Source organism: Myceligenerans pegani, from assembly GCF_014892515.1.
Lineage (GTDB): Bacteria > Actinomycetota > Actinomycetes > Actinomycetales > Cellulomonadaceae > Myceligenerans > Myceligenerans pegani.
In genome coordinates, this window is the sequence record NZ_JADBGR010000104.1 from 83398 (window position 1) to 100705 (window position 17308).

Annotated in this window: 14 protein-coding genes and 1 pseudogene; 12 read left to right on the top strand and 3 right to left on the bottom strand. The window is 73.0% G+C overall.

All coding sequences use genetic code 11. The annotated features are described in order from the left end of the window. Window positions 1-326: 326 nt before the first annotated feature. From IIE03_RS18325 to IIE03_RS18375, 11 genes are all read left to right on the top strand, one after another. Window positions 327-3038, top strand: a complete 2712-nt coding sequence (locus IIE03_RS18325; protein ID WP_192864206.1) for a hypothetical protein — start codon at window positions 327-329, stop codon at window positions 3036-3038. A gap of 170 nt (window positions 3039-3208) precedes the next feature. Continuing rightward, the gene (locus IIE03_RS18330; protein WP_192864207.1) at window positions 3209-4381 is read left to right on the top strand and encodes a type 2 periplasmic-binding domain-containing protein; all 1173 of its coding nucleotides are present in this window, start codon (window positions 3209-3211) and stop codon (window positions 4379-4381) included. Window positions 4382-4553: 172 nt separating this feature from the next. Further along, window positions 4554-5927, top strand: coding sequence for an Ig-like domain-containing protein (locus tag IIE03_RS18335; RefSeq protein ID WP_192864208.1), 1374 nt, complete (start codon window positions 4554-4556; stop codon window positions 5925-5927). A 195-nt stretch (window positions 5928-6122) separates the two neighbouring features. After that, window positions 6123-6986 (top strand): Ig-like domain-containing protein, encoded by an 864-nt coding sequence (locus tag IIE03_RS18340; RefSeq protein ID WP_192864209.1) that lies wholly within the window; start codon window positions 6123-6125, stop codon window positions 6984-6986. 671 nt (window positions 6987-7657) lie between these two features. Next, window positions 7658-8959, top strand: a complete 1302-nt coding sequence (locus IIE03_RS18345; RefSeq protein WP_192864210.1) for a COG1361 family protein — start codon at window positions 7658-7660, stop codon at window positions 8957-8959. Continuing rightward, window positions 8956-9825: a hypothetical protein gene (locus IIE03_RS18350; RefSeq protein ID WP_192864211.1), complete on the top strand. Its 870-nt coding sequence runs from the start codon at window positions 8956-8958 to the stop codon at window positions 9823-9825. The genes IIE03_RS18345 and IIE03_RS18350 overlap by 4 nt, the downstream gene beginning before the upstream one ends. Continuing rightward, on the top strand, window positions 9825-10856 hold the full coding sequence (locus tag IIE03_RS18355) for a sortase (protein ID WP_192864212.1): 1032 nt from the start codon (window positions 9825-9827) through the stop codon (window positions 10854-10856). Before IIE03_RS18350 ends, IIE03_RS18355 begins: the two co-directional genes overlap by 1 nt. A 12-nt stretch (window positions 10857-10868) precedes the next feature. Further along, window positions 10869-11696: a phosphate ABC transporter ATP-binding protein PstB gene (pstB, locus tag IIE03_RS18360; RefSeq protein ID WP_192864213.1), complete on the top strand. Its 828-nt coding sequence runs from the start codon at window positions 10869-10871 to the stop codon at window positions 11694-11696. Beyond that, a complete protein-coding gene (locus IIE03_RS18365; protein WP_192864214.1) occupies window positions 11668-13863 on the top strand; it encodes a serine/threonine-protein kinase in 2196 nt (731 codons plus the stop codon). The genes pstB and IIE03_RS18365 overlap by 29 nt, the downstream gene beginning before the upstream one ends. 38 nt (window positions 13864-13901) lie before the next feature. Further along, window positions 13902-14150 (top strand): ribbon-helix-helix domain-containing protein, encoded by a 249-nt coding sequence (locus IIE03_RS18370; protein ID WP_225997970.1) that lies wholly within the window; start codon window positions 13902-13904, stop codon window positions 14148-14150. Next, window positions 14137-14490, top strand: a complete 354-nt coding sequence (locus tag IIE03_RS18375) for a type II toxin-antitoxin system PemK/MazF family toxin (RefSeq protein ID WP_192864215.1) — start codon at window positions 14137-14139, stop codon at window positions 14488-14490. The genes IIE03_RS18370 and IIE03_RS18375 overlap by 14 nt, the downstream gene beginning before the upstream one ends. Before the next feature lie 101 nt (window positions 14491-14591). On the opposite strand, the pseudogene IIE03_RS27070 reads toward IIE03_RS18375, so the two are convergent. Together IIE03_RS27070 and IIE03_RS18380 are read right to left on the bottom strand one after the other, a co-directional pair. Next, window positions 14592-14771 (bottom strand): annotated as a pseudogene (locus IIE03_RS27070) (alpha/beta hydrolase); the annotation flags it as partial. Continuing rightward, window positions 14768-15487, bottom strand: a complete 720-nt coding sequence (locus IIE03_RS18380) for a glutamine amidotransferase-related protein (protein ID WP_192864216.1) — start codon at window positions 15485-15487, stop codon at window positions 14768-14770. The pseudogene IIE03_RS27070 and the gene IIE03_RS18380, both read right to left, overlap by 4 nt. A gap of 93 nt (window positions 15488-15580) precedes the next feature. Between IIE03_RS18380 and IIE03_RS18385 the strand changes: the two genes are divergently transcribed. Then, window positions 15581-16438 carry a LysR family transcriptional regulator gene (locus tag IIE03_RS18385; protein ID WP_192864217.1) on the top strand — a complete coding sequence of 286 codons (858 nt, stop codon included), beginning with the start codon at window positions 15581-15583 and terminating at the stop codon, window positions 16436-16438. Window positions 16439-16584: 146 nt separating this feature from the next. Here IIE03_RS18385 and IIE03_RS18390 read toward each other — a convergent pair whose 3' ends face one another. Then, window positions 16585-17172 carry an NADPH-dependent FMN reductase gene (locus IIE03_RS18390; RefSeq protein ID WP_192864218.1) on the bottom strand — a complete coding sequence of 196 codons (588 nt, stop codon included), beginning with the start codon at window positions 17170-17172 and terminating at the stop codon, window positions 16585-16587. Between the last annotated feature and the right edge of the window lie 136 nt (window positions 17173-17308).

Below are 17308 nucleotides of genomic sequence, written 5' to 3' on the forward strand. Positions count from 1 at the left end.
CTTTCCGCATCGTGGAGGTCGTGCTGCTCCGCCACCCTCCGGAGGGAGGGGGCTAGCCCCCTCCTTTCGGGTGGTGTCCAGCGGCGACATCGTGGCGGCCGGATGTGTCGATGCCGCGAGGCGACGATCGTGAAGGCGCGTCATGCCGCCGATCCGGGGCATGCCGAAACGCGTCGTTCACTTTCTGTCCCGCCCGGTGTCGCCATTCCTCAATTGCCTGTCCATCGTCCCCATGGTTGCCAAGATCACTGGGCAGGGGCAGCGTTTTCCCCGGCCGGTCCGGTGCGACCCGGAAACGCCGCCCACAAGTCGAACGGAGGACACCGATGAAGCTCCGCAGCCGCACGATCAGTGCGCTCGGCATGGTCGTCGCCCTGGCATCGGCCGGCGGCCTCGTGGCGATGTCCGCACCGCCGGACGCACGGGCCGCGGGCGAGACCGACTCGGCGGTGACGCTGAAGTGGGCGGGCGGCAACGGCGACCTGCAGCAGTACCAGCCGGACCGCTCGCGCATGGTCGACGACGCCGACGGGTCGGGTCACTGGGACGACTTCAAGGACCTCGAGGTCACGGTCTCCCAGACCGAGGACCTCATCGACCAGGTCGTCACGGTCACCGCCTCCGGGATGGCCCCGACGGCGCGGGGAGGAACCGGAAACTCCAACTTTCTGCAACTCATGCAGTGCTGGGGTGACCCGCTGTCGGAGGACTTCAACAAGTCGTGCCAGTACGGCGGTTACTCAAATATAGAGGTCGGCGGAACAGGCGGTAGCCACCCGGTCATCGACGCGACGCATCGTGGCTACTACCCGGAGCACCAGGTCAAGTTCCAGGCGGTGACCGGTCAGGAGAACGAGACCGTCGAGATCCCCACCGGCCCCGACACGAGCTACACCAGCCGCGGTCTCGGCGCTTTTTTCGAGGCGTCCGCCTCCAACGAGCAGCCCTTCGTCCCGGTGGCCGGTGACGGCACGGCCAGGTACAACATGGTGATGCAGTCCGGCGCCGCGCAGCCGTACCTGGGCTGTGGCAACCCGGAGACCGCGGGGGAGCGGTGCTGGCTCGTGGTCGTCCCCCGGGGCACGCGCTCGGGCACACCCGCCGACGGCTCGGACACGGGTCGTCCCGCCGACGGCACGCTCTGTGGCAGGCCCGGCATGGGGCCCAGCAACGTCTTCGGCTCGGCGACAACCTGGCAGAACGGCTCTCCTCTGTCCGCGAACTGCACCTTCTGGGACAACCGGATGGTGTTCCCGCTCGACTTCCGCAACCCGTTCCGGAGCTGTCCTGCCGGTGCGGCGGAGCGGAGGGTGGCCGGCAGCGAGCTGATCGCCGACGCGATGAGTTCGTGGCAGACCGCGCTGTGCGCCGGTGAGGACGGCGCGACCTTCTCCCTCAACACCAACAGCGGCACCCTCACCCGCACCCAGCTCCTGACCGGGGCGGTCGACTTCGCCGCCGTGGGGCTTCCCCTGACGCCCGACACGATCGGCACCGCGAGCCCGGAGCAGCTCGCCGCGGCCGATCTGGGCTACGCGCCGCTCGCGAACACGGCGCTGACGATCGGCTTCGTGGCCCAGGACGAGCAGGGGAAGGCCTACACGAACCTGCGTCTCACCCCACGCCTGGTCGCCAAGCTCCTCACCCAGTCCTACAAGTGGCACGTCCCCAATGTGCTGTTCGGCGCGGGCGAACCGGTGGGCGAGTCCTATGACGTGCTCGGGAAGCTTGCGGTCGTCGACGACGAGGAGTGGGCCGCGCTTGGCAACCCCACCGACTTCGGCGCGTGGGCCAAGGTGACCTGGATAGTGTCCGGGCCGCGCGGCGACGACGCGATCCGGCTCCTGTGGCAGTACGTGCAGGCGGACGCCGACGCCCGGGCGTTCCTCCGGGGCGAGCCGGATCCGTGGGGCAACACGGTCAACCCCTACTACCTCCCGGCCAGGCACCCCAGGGCCGCGGGAGGCGGGTACGACGTGGACCTGTCCGAAGAGCCTCTCGACATGTTCCCCAAGGCCGACCAGACGCTCTTCCCGGACAAGGCGACCGCGACCGACGAGTACAAGGACGAGCAGATCGACTCGGACTCCTACAGCCCCTACGCGGAGGACCTCGAGGACAACGCGGTCCGCGTCGCGAAGGCGGACAGCAGGCGGGTGGAGTCGTGGGACAAGTACTACTACATCGGGGTCGGGATCCCGCCAGGCCGCTGGGCTCGGGACGCACCTCCGTCGCCGGACCGCCCGAGGCTCATGATGGGCCCGGTGATGACGACGTCGGCGGAGCTGTACGGCCTGAGTACGGCGAGTCTCGCGCTCCCGCTGGACGAGACCACGGCCGCCGAGAACGTCGCCGATGCCCGTCAGTTCGTGGAAGCTGACGAGGAGTCGATGAGCCGGGCGGTCGCCGCCGTGCCGGTGGACGAGACCGGCGTCGGCGTCGTCGACGTGACCGACCTGCCCGACGGCGCCTACCCGCTCACCACGACGGTCCACGCGGCGGTCGATCTGCGCGAGGGGCGCCTGGACCCGCAGGCCCGCACCGAGTACGCCCACCTGCTGACATACGCGGCCACCGACGGCAACGTCATCACCGGCGATCGCGGTGGCCTCCCCGAGGGCTACGTACCCCTGACCGCCGAGCAGCAGGCGGCGGCGCTCGACCTGGCCGATCGGCTGCTCGCACCACCCGGAGCGGACCCTGGTCCGGAAAGAACCGGCTCGGACGGCGACGGTGACGGCGGGAGCGACAGCCCCGGAGACTCCGCGGACCAGGGAGGTGATGGTCGCCCCGGCGATGCCGGCGCGACCGTGCCTGTCCCGGTGGACGAGGACGAATCGGTTGCCGATGATCCCCCGTCCGACCCCGGAGCCGATGGAGGCCCCGGTGGACCCACGACGACTCAGAACGAGGCGTCGGCGACAGAGGACACGGCGCCACTGGCCGCGTCGGTCGCGCTGGGCGGCACGCTCGTGGCGGGCCTGGCCGGGATGATCGGCGCGCCCTTCCTCATGCGACGCCGCGAGCTCACCGGTTGAACGAACCGCCCGCCGACGACATCTCCACACAGACTTCCCGTGCGGGCAAATTCCCCACCCGCGCGCGGAGGCCCCCCACCCGAGCAGCGAACCCAGGGTGAGGGGCCGTGTCCCGACGGACACAGGTCGCTCGCGACCTTTGAGGGGAAACCCTAGTAGGAAGGCATGCAATGTCCAAGCACCTCCAGCGCGGGGCCCGCGGGCTCTTCGCCGGCGCGGCGACTGCTGCGCTCCTCCTCGGCGGGGCGGCCACCGCCTCCGCCGACCCGATCGACCCGGGCACCGGCCTGGTCGACCTGAACCGGACCGTCGACGCGGTCGGTTCCGACACCACCCAGGACCTCAACAACGGTCTCGCGGCCGTCGTCGAGCGCAACGGCCAGCTGATCTTCGGCTCGTGGGACGCCATCGGTTCCGCGACGATCCAGACCCGCTCGGGCGGCCCGGTCTTCGACCGGCCGAACGGGTCCGGCAGCGGGTTCAACGCGCTGGGCGCGGCCTGGACCAGCGGTCTGTGGAACGGTGTGCAGCTGAGCCCGGCGGACATCCAGGTCTCCCGGTCGTCGAGCGCGCCGTCGTCCATCGACCCGAACGGTACGTACTCGTACGTCCCCCTCGCGGTGGACGCGGTCACCTACGCGGTCGCCGGGGACAACACCACCGTGCCGCGGGACCTGACCGAGGCGCAGCTCATCGACATCTACTCGTCCGACAACGGTGACACCGTCACCATCGACGGCACGGTCTACACCGTGGGCATCGAGGGCAGCGGCGCCGACATCGTGCCGTTCATCCCGCAGGCCGGCTCGGGCACCCGCTCGTTCTGGCTGTCCACCGCCCTGGACGGTGTCCCCGTCGGAACCGCGGTGTCGGACACGTACTCCGGCGGCTCGGTGCAGGAGCACGACGGCGCCGTTCTCGCGGCCGTCGAGAACGCGATCGCTCCCTACTCGATCGCGCAGTACATCGCCCAGGGCAACTCCGCGCAGTTGGAGACGCTCTACCCGGTGACGGTCAACGACCGCCGCAATGGTGCCGAGCTGGCCACCGTGAACGGCGTCGAGCCGCTCGCGGACGGCGTCCTGAACACGGAGTTCCCGCTGGCCCGGCCGGTGTTCACGGTCGTGCCGCACGCGGCGATCGTCGCAGGCTCGGACGTCGAGTACCTGTTCAGCGGCGCCGCCGGCGCGGTGTACAACGCGGCGTCGACCGCCGGGACGTTCACGATCGAGGACTTCGGCTTCGGCTCCCTGATCAACCGGGGCACCGGCGTGAACGGCGTCCAGATCGCCGACCTGGGCTTCTACGAGGCCGGCGACACGGAATCCTACCGCCGCAACTGAGTCCCGTCGTGGACGTGAGTCTCGGTTGAACTGAGGCCCACGCCGGGGTGCGCCGCCGGTCAGGCGGCGCACCCCGGTTCCACCGCGGTGGCCGGAGTGACCGGTGACCGCTGCCCCCATTCCTCGACCCCGCCCCGGACCTCCCGGGTCGATCCAAGAAAGGACCTCGACGATGCGCATCACATCGGTCCGCCGTGCGGGCCTCGCTCTGGCCGCCGCTCTGGCGGTCACCTTCAGCGGCCTGGTCGCCGCACCTGCCCAGGCGCTGGCGCCGGATCTGGACCCGGACAACCGACTGGGCGATCTCACACTTGACGTCACCGGCGGTGCGATCTCCTGGGCCGGTGGCCCACAGCGGCTCACCACGGAGACGGGCTGCCCCGAGGGGTTTCGCCGTTCCTCCCGCGCGTTCATCATCTGGCCGGACGGTACCTGGGTAGTAAGCGCCTCGCAGTTCGCCGCGACGGTCTTCGTGGCAGCCTCGGAAGGTTCGGGCCTGGACGGCCAGGCGATCGACCGCCAGAACCTGTCGGAGACGATCACGTATCAGCGGCACGCGTCCAAGTGGGGCGCGGGTGGGTCCGGGGGGATTCCCACGGTCGCCTTCGACGGGCACAGCGGCGTCGCGACTTACGTGGTCACCTGTGATCCGGGGGATGCTCCGACCGGGACCTTCCCGACGAACGCGTCCGGCGTGGGCGACTCGAAGTACTTCTCCGTCGACATCCTGATCGACTGGAACGACGGTGGCGTCACCGGGTCAGGCACCTGGGAGATCGCCGGCCCGGTCGAGAAGGTCGACACCACCCTCGAGCTCGACCCGACCGCCGGGAACGACGGCTCGGTGAACCTCACGGCCACCGTCGACCCGCCCGCAGCGACCGGCTCGGTGACGTTCACGAACGTTGGCACCGGCGCCACGGTCGGCACCGCGGACCTGACCGACGGGACAGCGACAGTGAATGTCTCCGACCTCGAGCCCGACACCCAGTACACCTTCCGCGCAGAGTACGCGGGTGACACCCTGCACAACGCGTCCACGTCCAACGACGCCGTCGTCACGACCGTCGGCGAACCGGTGCCGCCGCAGGACACGGAGATCACGGTGACCATCCCGGCCGCGGCGTCGGGTCTCCGGCTCACCGTCACCCCCGGTGGCGTCGCGCTCGGCGAGGCAACCCAGGTCAGCTCGGCCTTCGAGGCGACGGGGGAGCTCGGTCAGGTCACCGTGACCGACGACCGGGAGACCCGTACGGCGTGGACACTCAACGGGCAGGCGAGCGATTTCGCCAGGTCCGGCGGCTCCGGCGCCATCCCGGCCTCCGCCCTCGGCTGGGAGCCACAGCTCACCGGTGGAACGAACGCCGGTACGGCCGGCCCCGCCGTCGCGCCGGGTACCGGCCTGGCCGCTCCGCGGACGCTCGCGTCGGCGACCGCCGACGTCACCACCGCCCGGACGACCGTCGCCGCGGACCTGACCCTGCGTGCGCCGCAGGACACCCCCGCGGGCGAGTACACCTCCACCTTGACGCTCACCCTCATCTGACCACCGACCGGCAGCTGCGTCCCCCAAGCCGGCGGGCCAGTGCCGCCGTCCCACAGGTTCCCGTGCGGGTGCCGTCCCCCGCCCGCACGTGGAGGCCCCTCACCCGGGGAGTCATGCCAGGGTGAGGGGCCGTGCCCAGCAGGGCACAGGTCGTTCGTGACCTATGGGGTGAATTCTACGACAAAGGCAGGATTCATGTCTCACACCACTCTGAGCCGGGTGGCCGCGGGCCTCGCGGCTTCGCTGACCATCGTGCTCGGTGCCGCCTTGGCTGCCCCGGCCGCGCAAGCCGTGAACCCGGTGCTCGACGCCGACAACCGCCTGGGTGGCATCACCCTTGACAAGACCTCCGGCGCCATCTCCGGCTCCGGCGGCCCTCAGTCCCTGACCACCGAGGCGGGGTGCCCCGAGGGCTACCGCGGTTCCTCCCGGGTCCTGTTCGTCTGGCCCGACGGGACGTGGCCCGCAGCCAACTCGTCGTCCGACCTCGGCCTCCCGGCCCTGGTCAAGGTCGCCGGGTCCCCGATCGAGGGATCCGGACTCGACGGCGAGCCGATCAACCGGACGGGTACCTCGGCGTCGCGCTGGGCCGTCTACGGCTTCCCCGCCGACCGCTTCGACGGCCGCAGCGGTGTCGCCACCTACGTGATCACCTGCGACCCCGGTGACGCCCCGACGACCACCTACCCGACCGCCGCCTCGGGCGTCGGTGCCTCGAAGTACTTCTCCGTGGACCTCCGCCTGAACTGGAACGACGAGACCAACACGGGCACCTGGGAGCACGTCAAGGAGGCCACCACCACGACGCTGACGGCCGACGAGCACTGGCGGTCGGCCACGCTCACCGCCGAGGTCGGCCCGGACTCCGCGACCGGCACGGTGACGTTCGAGAACGTCCGCACGGGCGAGACCGTCGGCACCGGCACGGTGACCGACGGCGTCGCCTCGGTCACGGTGAAGGGCCTCAAGCCGTGGAAGACGTACACCTTCCGGGCGCACTACACGGGCGACGCCCAGCACGACGGCTCCACCTCGAACAAGGTCCGCGTGAACTGCTGACCCGGAACCGCTGACGACCCGATCGCCGGCGGTCGCAACCCGACCGGCCCCGGCTCGCGCGCAAGCGGGTCGGGGCCGGCTCCGGGACGACTCATGCCCACCGGGCGAGGAGTTCGTCCTGGCCGAGTGCGCCGCCCCTGCTGACAACGAGCAGGGCCGGCGTTCTCCGTTGCTCCGGGCATGTGGCTCCGATGGGCGCCCAGTTTCTGCAGTTCCCGCGCCCGAGTGGTTCGGTACTTCGTAACATCGGTGTTGGTGACGTTGGTGCTACCAACAACCGGACTGCCGTCTCCGGTGAGAGACGCACGATGGGCTGATCGGATCGGATCGCCTGCCTCCCTCCGTTCGGGCAGTGCGTCGCCCCCTCCTTTCGGGGGGTTCTCGCGGCTGGGCCGGGCTCGCCGGCTAGCGCTCGGCGCCGGGGGCTGCGGCCCCGGAGTGCGATAAAGGCCCAGGTCAGAGCGGTTTCTTCGCGGTCGCGACGGCGTCGTCCACACGCTGTCCACCTGGGCGTCGCCCGGTGGCAACGTGCTCTCCGCCTGCGCGATGTTTGCCCGCCGTGCGACCCGTCGTGATGATGCGACTGTCCAGGCCGGCACCGCCGAGAGCGGGGGTCGGCGCACGTCCCGCGGCCCCGCTCGGTGCCGCGACCTGGTCTGGAGAGCCTCACGATGATCGTCCGAAGGACTCTCGCCGGCGGCACACTTGCCGCCGGGGTGTTCGCCGCCCTCCTCGGTGCGGCCGGGCCCGCGGATGCCGCGGCCGCGCACGCGCCCGTCACCGAGGTCGCCGCACGGGCCGGCGTCGCGTCCGTCGTCGTACCGTCCGCCGTCGTACCGACCGGCGTCGCGTCCGCCGACGACCGCGAGGTCACCTGGAGCGTCCAGCCCTCCGGCCCCGACGGCCGGGACGGCCGTACCGAGCTCGCCTACGACGTCGCGCCCGGCACCACCATCAGCGACTGGGTGTCGGTCTCCAACTTCTCGGACCGCCGGGCGTCGTTCCGCGTCTACGGGGCCGACGCGACCACCGACTACGACACCGGCGCCTTCACGCTGATCGCCGCCGACCAGGCATCGACCGATCTGGGGTCATGGACGTCGGTCGACTCCGGCGCGGCCACCTGCCCGGACACGGACGACGACGCCGAGGCCGCCTGCGCGGCCGAGCTCGGCGTCGTCGTGCGACTCGAACCCGGCGCCCGCGCCGACATCCCGTTCACGATCACCGTGCCGCACGACGCGACGCCCGGCGACCACGCCGCCGGCATCGTGGCCTCCTTCCGGTCCGGGGCCGACGACGGCGAGGGATCCGCCGTGCAGCTGGAGCAGCGGGTCGGTACCCGCATCTACCTGCGGGTCGACGGCGAGACGACGCCCGCGCTCGACGTCACCGGCGTGGTGGCCGGGTTCGACGGAGCGGCGAACCCCTTCGGCGCCGGCACCGCGACCGTCGGGTTCGACCTCACCAACACCGGCAACACGCGGATCTCCGGCGAGCCGGAGGTTCGCGTCAGCGGGCCGTTCGGCATCGGCCTGGGTTCGATCGAGACCGAGCCGGTGGAGAACCTGGTGCCCGGCGGCACCGCGCACGTCTCCGCCGAGGTGCCGGGCGTGGCGCCCCTGCTCCTGCTGTTCGCGGACGTGACCGTGACCCCGGCCGCCGCGGCGAGCCCCGGCGGGGGAGCCGACGACGACGCACTGCCCGCACCCGTCAGGGCGTCGGCACAGGCCTGGGCGGTGCCCTGGCCGCTCGCGGGCGTCGTCGCCCTCCTCGCGGGCGGGACCTGGGCGGTCGTGGCGTGGCGCCGACGGTCGCGGCGGCTCCTGGGCGAGGAACTCGCCGCCTGGACCGAGCAGGTCCGGGCCGAGACGCTCGCGGAGGCACGGTCCGACGCTCCCGCACCGACCACCCCCGGGCAGCGGTCCGGTGCCGCCCCGGCCCCCGACCACGAGAGCGAGGCCCTGCGATGAGAGTCCGACACCTCCGGCTCGCCGGCGTGCTCCTGGCCGGGGCGGCGCTCGCGCTCGGCCCGGCCGGCGCCGGGCACGCCGCCGACGCCGAGGACGGCGAGACGGACACCGGGATCAGCGTGACCATCCCGAGCACGGCGCCAACGGACGACCCCACCGGCGACCCCACGGGCGGTCCGACCGGCGACCCCACCAGGGGACCGGGTGCGGGACCGGACCCGTCCGACGGCCCCGGAGGCGGGAACGGCGCGGGCGGAGGCACCGGCACGGGCGGCGCCCCGGGAGGCGGCGACCCCGGGGGCCCGGGTTCCCCCGGCGACACGCCGGGTGGCGGATCCGGCGACCCCACGGGCGGCCCGGACGCTCCCGGCGACGGCGGCACGACGGATCCGGAGGAATGCGAGCCCGCCGAGCCGGCGGTGCCCCAGGAGCCGGCCACGGACGGCGACGACGCGACACTGGACGACGACGTCCACCTGGCGGGCGACGAGGTCGTCGCGACCGGTAACGGGTTCGGCGACCGCGAGCGGGTGCAGGCCGTGCTGTTCACCGAGCCGCAGGTCGTCCGGACCGTCCGCGCGGACGCGAAGGGCGTGGTCGACGCCGCCCTCGAGATCCCGGACGAGACCCCGCCCGGCCCGCGCGCTCTCCAGCTGACGGGCTGGTGCGGGCAGATCGCGCTCGCGGAGGTCCTCGTGGGCTCGCCCGGCGGCGAGGCGACGGGGCTGAGCATTCCGGCCTGGGCCTGGTGGACCGGCGGCGGCGTCGGACTCGCCGGCCTGGGCGCGGGCGGCTGGTACGTGCTGCGCCTGATGCGGGCGCCGGGCGCGGGCCTGCCGGTGGGCGACGCGGGGGTGGCGGCCTGATGAGCAACCCGGTGACGCCCTCGACCGAGAACGACGAGAAGAGCCTCTCCGACAATCCCAGTCCGGCCGACGCCGAGCCGTCGAACCCCTACCCGGCGCGGAACACGCCCGCCTCCCGGCGCCGGAGAGCACGGCTGGCCGCAGCGGTCGCCGCCGTCGGGTCGGCGCCGCGGCCGAAGGCACCGCGCGACGGCCGCTGGTGGGCCGGTGCCGCGATCATGACCGTGTCGATGCTGCTGATCGCGTTCGTCGGGCACGCGGCGCTGTTCTCCGCGGCACAGCACCACCGGGAGCAGGTGCTGGCCTACGACGAACTGCGGACGTCGCTGGCGCGGGCCACCACCCCCGTCGGCCAGCTCGATCTGGACGGGGACCTGGTGGAGCCCGGCGCACCCGTCGCGCTGCTGGAGATCCCGGCACTGGGCCTCAGCGAGGTGGTGGCGGAGGGCTCCACGTCCCGGGTGCTGCGTTCAGGGCCCGGGCACCGGCGTGACAGCGTGATGCCCGGCCAGGCCGGCACGTCCGTGATCCTGGGCCGCCAACTGACCTATGGCGGCCCCTTCGGCGGGCTCGAGCGGCTCGTGCCGGGCGACGAGATCCGCGTGACCACCGGTCAGGGCGAGCACACGTTCCAGGTGTTCAACCTGCGCCGCGCCGGGGACCCGCTGCCCGAACCGCTCGCCGCGGGACAGGGACGCCTGGAGCTGATGACCGCCGACGGGCTGCAGCTCTTCCCGTCCGGCGTGCTGCACGTGGACGCTCAGCTCGTCTCCGAGGTGCAGCCCACGCCCACCAAGGTGCTCGCCGAACCGGCGCTCCCCGCCGAGGAGCGCGCGATGGCCGGCGACGACGGCGCCTGGTACACCGCCTTCTTCGTCCTCACCTTCTTCGTCGCCGCGGGCGCCGCGCTGTGGTGGCTGTGGACGTCGTGGGGGAGGTGGCACGCCTGGCTGATCGGCGTGCCCGTACTGCTCGCCCTTGGCGTGACCTGCGCCGACATCGTCATGGACGCATTGCCGAACCTGCTCTGAGAGGACCGTGGGATGACAGTGGAGCAAACGATCGCAGAGCCGGCCGCGGGCCCGCCGCCCGCCGGTCTCTCGGTGCTGGAGGCGCGGAACGTGTCCGCGTGGTTCGGCTCGCACAAGGTGCTGGAACGCGTGTCGCTCACCATGCCCGCCGGGCAGGTGACCGCCCTGATCGGGCCGTCGGGCTGCGGCAAGTCGACGTTCCTGCGCATCCTCAACCGGATGCACGAACTCGTCCCCATCGCCGCGCTCGCCGGCGAGGTGCGCCTGGACGGCGACGACATCTACGACCGCCGCAAGAAGATCCAGGACGCCCGCAAGGACATCGGCATGGTGTTCCAGAAGCCCAACCCGTTCCCCGCGATGTCGATCTACGACAACGTCGTGGCAGGACTGAAGCTCACCGGCGTGCGGGCCACCCGGGACGAGAAGGACGAACTCGTCGAGCGATCCCTCACCTCCGCAGGGCTCTGGAACGAGGTGAAGGACCGGCTCGCGCAGCCCGGCGGCGGACTCTCCGGCGGACAGCAACAGCGGCTGTGCATCGCGCGCTCGCTCGCCGTGCGGCCCAAGGTGCTGCTGATGGACGAGCCGTGCTCCGCGCTCGACCCGACGTCCACCCGGGTCATCGAGGAGACCATGACCGAACTGCAGAAGGAGGTGACGATCGTCATCGTCACCCACAACATGCAGCAGGCCCAGCGCGTCTCGCAGCAGTGCGCGTTCTTCCTCGCGTCGCAGGGCACGCCGGGCGCCATCGTGGAACACGGCGACACCGACGCGATGTTCTCCGAGCCGCAGGACGAGCGCACCTATGACTACGTCAACGGCCGGTTCGGATGACGAAGCACCCCGCACGATGAGCGACGACGGCGGTCCGACGCCGGCTGCGGGGGAGGACGTCCCGGACCAGACGGCACCGGACGGAGCGACCGGCCCGGTGCCCGACGACGCCCTGCTCGACCACGCCCTGTTCGGCGGGCGGTACGTGCTCGGGGACCTGCTCGGCGTGGGCGGGACCGCGTCGGTGTTCGCCGCCGAGGACATCGGCGCGGACCCCACCCCGAGCGAGGACCGCCCGGTGATGCCGGCCGGTGAGCATGCCCCGCCGTCGGCCCTGCGCAGCCCCGACACGTCGTCGCCCCCGGGACGTCCGGTCGCGCTGAAGATCCTGCACCCGCACCTGAGTGCCGACGCGGCCTCCCGCGACGCCTTCCTGGCCGAGGCCCGTGCCGCGCAGGAACTGCGGCACCCGAACATCGCCGCGGTCCGTGCGTCCGGCGTCCAGGAAGCGGCGGGGGTCGTGCTCGCGTGGATCGCCCTCGACCTGGTCGACGGCGGGAGCGTCGGCGAGCGCGTCGAGTCCACCGGGCCGCTGCCCCCGAGCGAGGCGGCGGCGGTGCTCGACGGCGTGCTGGCGGCGCTCGCCGTCGCGCACGGTGTGCGACTGGTGCATCGCGACGTGTCACCCGCGAACGTGCTGCTGCACGGTGCCCGGCCGGGGGAGGCGCTGCGGGCGGAGCACGTGCGCCTCGTCGACTTCGGCCTGGCCGACGCCGCCGGGCGCACCGCCGTCGGCCGCGGGGTGCTGCGGGCCGGGGAGGACACACTGCGCGACGGGCCCGGACCCGACGGCTCGGCGGTCACGGTCGTGCTCGGCGCGGCGCAGGGCAGGACCGTCGCGGCCGCGGGCGCCGGGATCCGGGCCGGCGGCGGGGAGGCGGGCGCCGCGCGGACCGTCGTCGGCAATCCCCAGTTCATGTCGCCCGAGCAGGCGCAGGGCAGGCCGGTCCGCCCGGCGGGCGACCTGTACCAGGCGGGCGCGCTGCTGTACTACCTGCTCACGGGCCGTCCGCCCTACCCCAGGGGCACGGCCGCGCAGGTCCTGGACGCGCACGTGTCCGCGCCGCCGCCGGTGCCGTCGGCCCTGGTCCCGGGCGCCCGCGTGTTCGACCGGGTGGTGACGCGCGCCATGCACAAGACGCCCGTGCGGCGATTTCGCGACGCGGGCGAGATGCGGGCGGCGCTTGCCGAGGCGGTCGAGCGGATGGGCCCGGCGGGCGGGGTCGCGCCGGGGTCCGGTGGCGCGGCGGACGCCGGGGGGCCGGCGGGGGCGGGCGGGGAGACGGGAGTCCGCGAGCACGTCGTCGGTGGGGACGTCGTCACCGACGACTCACCGCACGACGCGGACGCGGCGTCGGCCGGGGCCGCGGGGAACGCGACCGGTGCCGGTCCGCGCAGGGCGGGAGACCTCGAGTACCTGGCCCCGGTGCCCGAGTCCCAGCAGGTGTCCGCCGCGGTGCCGCGCGACGGTGTCGTGGGCGTGGGCGTCGTCGTGGGCGGCCTGCTCGTCGCCGGGCTGGCGATCTGGGCCGCCGTCTTCGCCCCCGGGCTGCCGCAGGCCGCCACGACGCCGTCGCCGAGTGCGAGCGTCCTCGCCTCGACCCCGGCGCCCTCCCGCGCGGCGAGTCCGTCGCCGTCCTCGTCCTCGGAGCCGTCGCCCTCCCCGAGTGCGCCCGCCACCGCGTCGCCGCCGGCCACGCCGTCGCCGTCCGCGACGCCCATCTCGACCGGCGCTCCGTCGCCCCCGGCACGGGCCCGGGTGCGGGTGCCCGTGCTGGACGGAACGCTGGTCGCGGCGCAGGCGGCGCTCCGCGACGCGGAGCTGGTGCTCGGCGACGTGGCGCGGGCGGACTCGCCGGAGCCCGCGGGCACGGTGCTGCGCCAGCGGCCGGCGGCCGGCCGGTTCGTGTCGCCCGGGGCCGAGGTGGACGTCACGGCGGCGAGCGGACGCAACGTCGTGCCCGCGGTCGCCGGCATGACGGTGGGTGCGGCCGTCGCGGAGGTCGAGTCCGCGGGCTTCGAGGCCGTCCTGGAGCACCCGGACGTACCGCCGACCGCCCCCGCTTCCGGCACGACGCCCATCCCGGGCAAGCCGCTCCGCCTGGGCGTCGCCGTGACGATCCTGGTCGGCGAACCCGGCCCGACGCCGTCGACCTCCCCGTCGTGAGGTTCCCGACGAGGATGACCCGGCGTATACTTCGCGGTATGACTTCGAGTGTGAAGATCGGTGTCAGCCTGCCGAAGGCCGACATCGAGTTCCTCGACGACTACGCCGCGCGGTCCGGTGTCCGCTCGCGTTCGGCCGCGCTGCACGAGGCGGTGCGGAGTCTGCGTGACTCCTACCTGGAGGCCGCGTACCTCGAAGCGGACGGCGAGTGGTACTCCTCGGGCGAGGCCGAGGCGTGGGAGTCCGTGACGGCGGACGGCCTGGACGACGGCGATGCGGCGCGGTGACGTCTGGTTCGCCGATCTGGATCCCGCCCGGGGCTCCGAGGCGAACAAGGTGCGACCCGTCGTGATCGTCTCGAACGATGCCCGGAACCGGAGTGCGGACAGGTCGGCGAGAGGCGTGCTCACGGTCGTGCCGCTCACGTCGAACACCGCGCGGGTCCTGCCCTTCCAGGCCCTGGTCCCGGCGGGCGCTGCGACCGGGCTCGACACGGACTCGAAGGCTCAGGCAGAGCAGGTGCGCTCGATCGACATGGGCCGTCTGACGAGGCGAGCGGGTGCCTTGAGTGCCGAGACGATGGCCGTCCTGGACGAAGCGCTGATGCTGCATCTCGGGCTCGACTGACCGGGGACTCCTCTCGCAGGGTGATCGTGCCGCGTGGTGCTGGTGATCGCGTCCGGCTGGGCCGGGCTGTACGAGAACACGCCCGACCACAGGATCGCCCGTTCGGCGGGCCAGGGGCCGAGGCCGCCGGCGTCGTTCAGGTGGCCGGTCGTGCCGGCCTCGATCAGCTCGGTGCCCCAGACGCCGGCCAGTTCCCGGGTCCGGTCCGGGTCCGCATACGGATCGTCGCTGGATGCGACGACGGTGACGGGGACCTGGAGCCGACGTCGGACCGCCCTCAACGGAGGGCCGCCGCGACCTCGGCGATGCGCCGGCCCGCACGTTCCCGGGCGGCCGTCACGAACGCGTCGATCACCGCATGCGGCTGCGCGTCCGCGAGCTCCGGCTGGAAGGCGGTGCCCAGCCAGAACGCCTCCCCCGGCAGCTCCGCGACCCGGGGCTCGCCCTCCGGGCTCGTCCCGGAGATCAGCAGCCCGGCCTCGACCAGGGGCGCGGCGTCCTCGGCCGTGAGCCCGAAGGAGCAGTGGAAGCGCTCGAAGCTCTGCTCGCCGAGGACGGCGGCCGCCCGGGTACCGGGGACGACGTCGATCTGCCCGCTGTGGCCCTTGAGCGAGCACGCCAGCTCGGTGATGAGCGCGGTCGACGCCGGAGCGCCCTCCCCCGCGCCGTGACTCTCGGCGTGGTGGGCGGCGATGCCGACGACGTCGCGCGCGTACTCCAGGACCATGTGCTGGTACCCGCCGCACGTCCCGAGCAGCGGGGTCCCGGCCTCCCGCGCGATCCGGACGACGTCGACCACCCGTTCCTCGTCCGCGTACGGGGAGCCGGGGACCACCCAGAGGCCGTCGAACGTGATCGCGTCGTCAGGCACGAGCTGTCCGGTGGGGAGCCAGTGGAGGTCCACGTCGTCGTACGCGGAGGCGATGCGCGGGATCTGCTCGTGCGCGCGGACCGCCGGCGACCGGTCCCCGACCAGGGCGATGCGTGTGGGGTTCATGCGGACCATGCTGTCGGCGGCGCGTGCATCACGTCCAACGATGAATCCCGATGCATGGATCGCGATTCCTGATACACGCGGGATACTGCTCGCGTGGACACCCGCGCCTTGCTCAGCCTGGTCACCGTCGCCGACACCGGATCGTTCTCCCGTGCGGCCGCCGGGCTGGGCTTCACCCAGTCGGCGGTCTCCCAGCACATCGCCGGACTCGAGAAGACGGCCGGCACGCCGCTCCTCACCCGGCGCCCGGCGGTCGCCCCGACGTCGGCGGGCCGAGAGTTCCTGCGACATGCCCGGCAGATCCTCGCGCACGAGCAGGCCGCGCGGGCGGCGGTGGTGCGGGTGACCGGGCGCGACGCGGACCGGCCCGTGTCCGTGACCGTCACCCCGGCGACGGAGCACCTCGTCCCGGTGGGCGGCCCGCTGGCCGCCGTCGTCGTGCACGACGCCGCGGGGGCGGCCGCCGCCCTCACGTCGGGCGGCGCAGAGGTCGCCGTCGTCGACGGGATCGCCGCACCCGGCGATCCGCTGCCCGGTTCGGAGGCGGACATGCTCGTCAGGATCGTGGCAGAGGCGCCGGTCGGCGTGCTGCTGCCCGCCGATCACCCCCTCGCGGGACGGCCGGGCCTCGACCTGGCCGACCTCACCGACGCTCGCTGGCTCGACTCCACCCGGACCCGCTGCGCGACGTCGGACCTCTCCGCCGCCGCCCGGCTCCGCCTGCACCGCGGCGTCGCCTACTCGGGGAGTTCGGCGGCCGTGGTGGCGTCCCTGGTCCGCGCGGGCCACGGGCTGCACGCCACGCCGTTGACCGAGGCAGCGCCCGGCGACGGCCTCGCCGTCGTCCCGCTCACGGCACCTGGGCTCGTGCACCGGGTCGAGGTGCGTACCCACGTCCCGGCACGCCCGGCGGTCCTTGCGATGGCCGACGCCGTCCGAACGACATCCTGACCAGCGGGCGACCACCGTCCTGGAGTCAGACGAACGGCATCCTGGAATTCGTACTCGGAGCGGATCCGAAGCGCTACCCGAGCTAGTCGAAAAACTGTATCCCGAACTGCTCTGAAGAGTGCATCCTCGCCGTCAGGGCCGTCCGCTCATGCGGCGACCCGGGCCTCCGTGAGGGCGCGGGCCCACCAGTGGAGCTGGTCGAGCATGGCCTTGGCGGCGCCGGCGGGCTCGTCCGGCTCGCGCAGCTCGCCGCGCTCGTCGAACAGGAGGTAGTAGCGCGGGAACGAGACGTAGTTGCGCACCGTGTGCGCGTTGAGCTCGCTGAACACCTGCCGGAGCGCCTCGATGGCGAGCAGCCCGCCGCTGGCCCCGCTGTACCCGACGAACCCGATCGCCTTGCCGTCCCACTGGGTGAAGTGCCAGTCGATCGCCGCCTTGAGCGCAGCGGGGAAGCTGCGGTTGTAGTCGGGTGTGACGACCACGAACGCATCTGCCGCGTCCAGACGTCGCGTGAGGTCCGCCATCCCCGAGGGGCGCGGCGGGTTCGGGTCCATCGCGGGCGGGACCGCGGGCAGCTCCAGCGGCAGCTCGGCGTCGGCCAGGTCGATGACGTCCACCTCGAAGCCGCCGTGCCGCGCCGCCTGGTCGGCGATCCATCGCGCCACCACCGGGCCGAACCGTTCCTGCCGCACACTGCCGACGACCACCGCGAGCTCGATCCGTTCCTGGGACATGCGTTTCTCCTTGGGGCTCGTCCGGCGACCCGGTCGGCCGCCGTCGTCCCTCACCCTGCGCCCGTCGCCACCGGCGCAGGAAGGCCGGGCCGATGGTGGTAGCGGCACGGCCACCCTGCGGCCCGCGCAGGCTTGT

Coding starts and splice junctions, on each gene's coding strand:
- IIE03_RS18335 (WP_192864208.1), top strand. CDS start 4,554: ATGCGCATCACATCGGTCCGCCGTGCGGGCCTCGCTCTGGCCGCCGCT.
- IIE03_RS18350 (WP_192864211.1), top strand. CDS start 8,956: ATGAGAGTCCGACACCTCCGGCTCGCCGGCGTGCTCCTGGCCGGGGCG.
- IIE03_RS18390 (WP_192864218.1), bottom strand. CDS start 17,172: ATGTCCCAGGAACGGATCGAGCTCGCGGTGGTCGTCGGCAGTGTGCGG.
- IIE03_RS18375 (WP_192864215.1), top strand. CDS start 14,137: ATGCGGCGCGGTGACGTCTGGTTCGCCGATCTGGATCCCGCCCGGGGC.
- IIE03_RS18380 (WP_192864216.1), bottom strand. CDS start 15,487: ATGAACCCCACACGCATCGCCCTGGTCGGGGACCGGTCGCCGGCGGTC.
- IIE03_RS18340 (WP_192864209.1), top strand. CDS start 6,123: ATGTCTCACACCACTCTGAGCCGGGTGGCCGCGGGCCTCGCGGCTTCG.
- IIE03_RS18345 (WP_192864210.1), top strand. CDS start 7,658: ATGATCGTCCGAAGGACTCTCGCCGGCGGCACACTTGCCGCCGGGGTG.
- IIE03_RS18330 (WP_192864207.1), top strand. CDS start 3,209: ATGTCCAAGCACCTCCAGCGCGGGGCCCGCGGGCTCTTCGCCGGCGCG.
- pstB (WP_192864213.1), top strand. CDS start 10,869: ATGACAGTGGAGCAAACGATCGCAGAGCCGGCCGCGGGCCCGCCGCCC.
- IIE03_RS18365 (WP_192864214.1), top strand. CDS start 11,668: ATGACTACGTCAACGGCCGGTTCGGATGACGAAGCACCCCGCACGATG.
- IIE03_RS18325 (WP_192864206.1), top strand. CDS start 327: ATGAAGCTCCGCAGCCGCACGATCAGTGCGCTCGGCATGGTCGTCGCC.
- IIE03_RS18370 (WP_225997970.1), top strand. CDS start 13,902: ATGACTTCGAGTGTGAAGATCGGTGTCAGCCTGCCGAAGGCCGACATC.
- IIE03_RS18355 (WP_192864212.1), top strand. CDS start 9,825: ATGAGCAACCCGGTGACGCCCTCGACCGAGAACGACGAGAAGAGCCTC.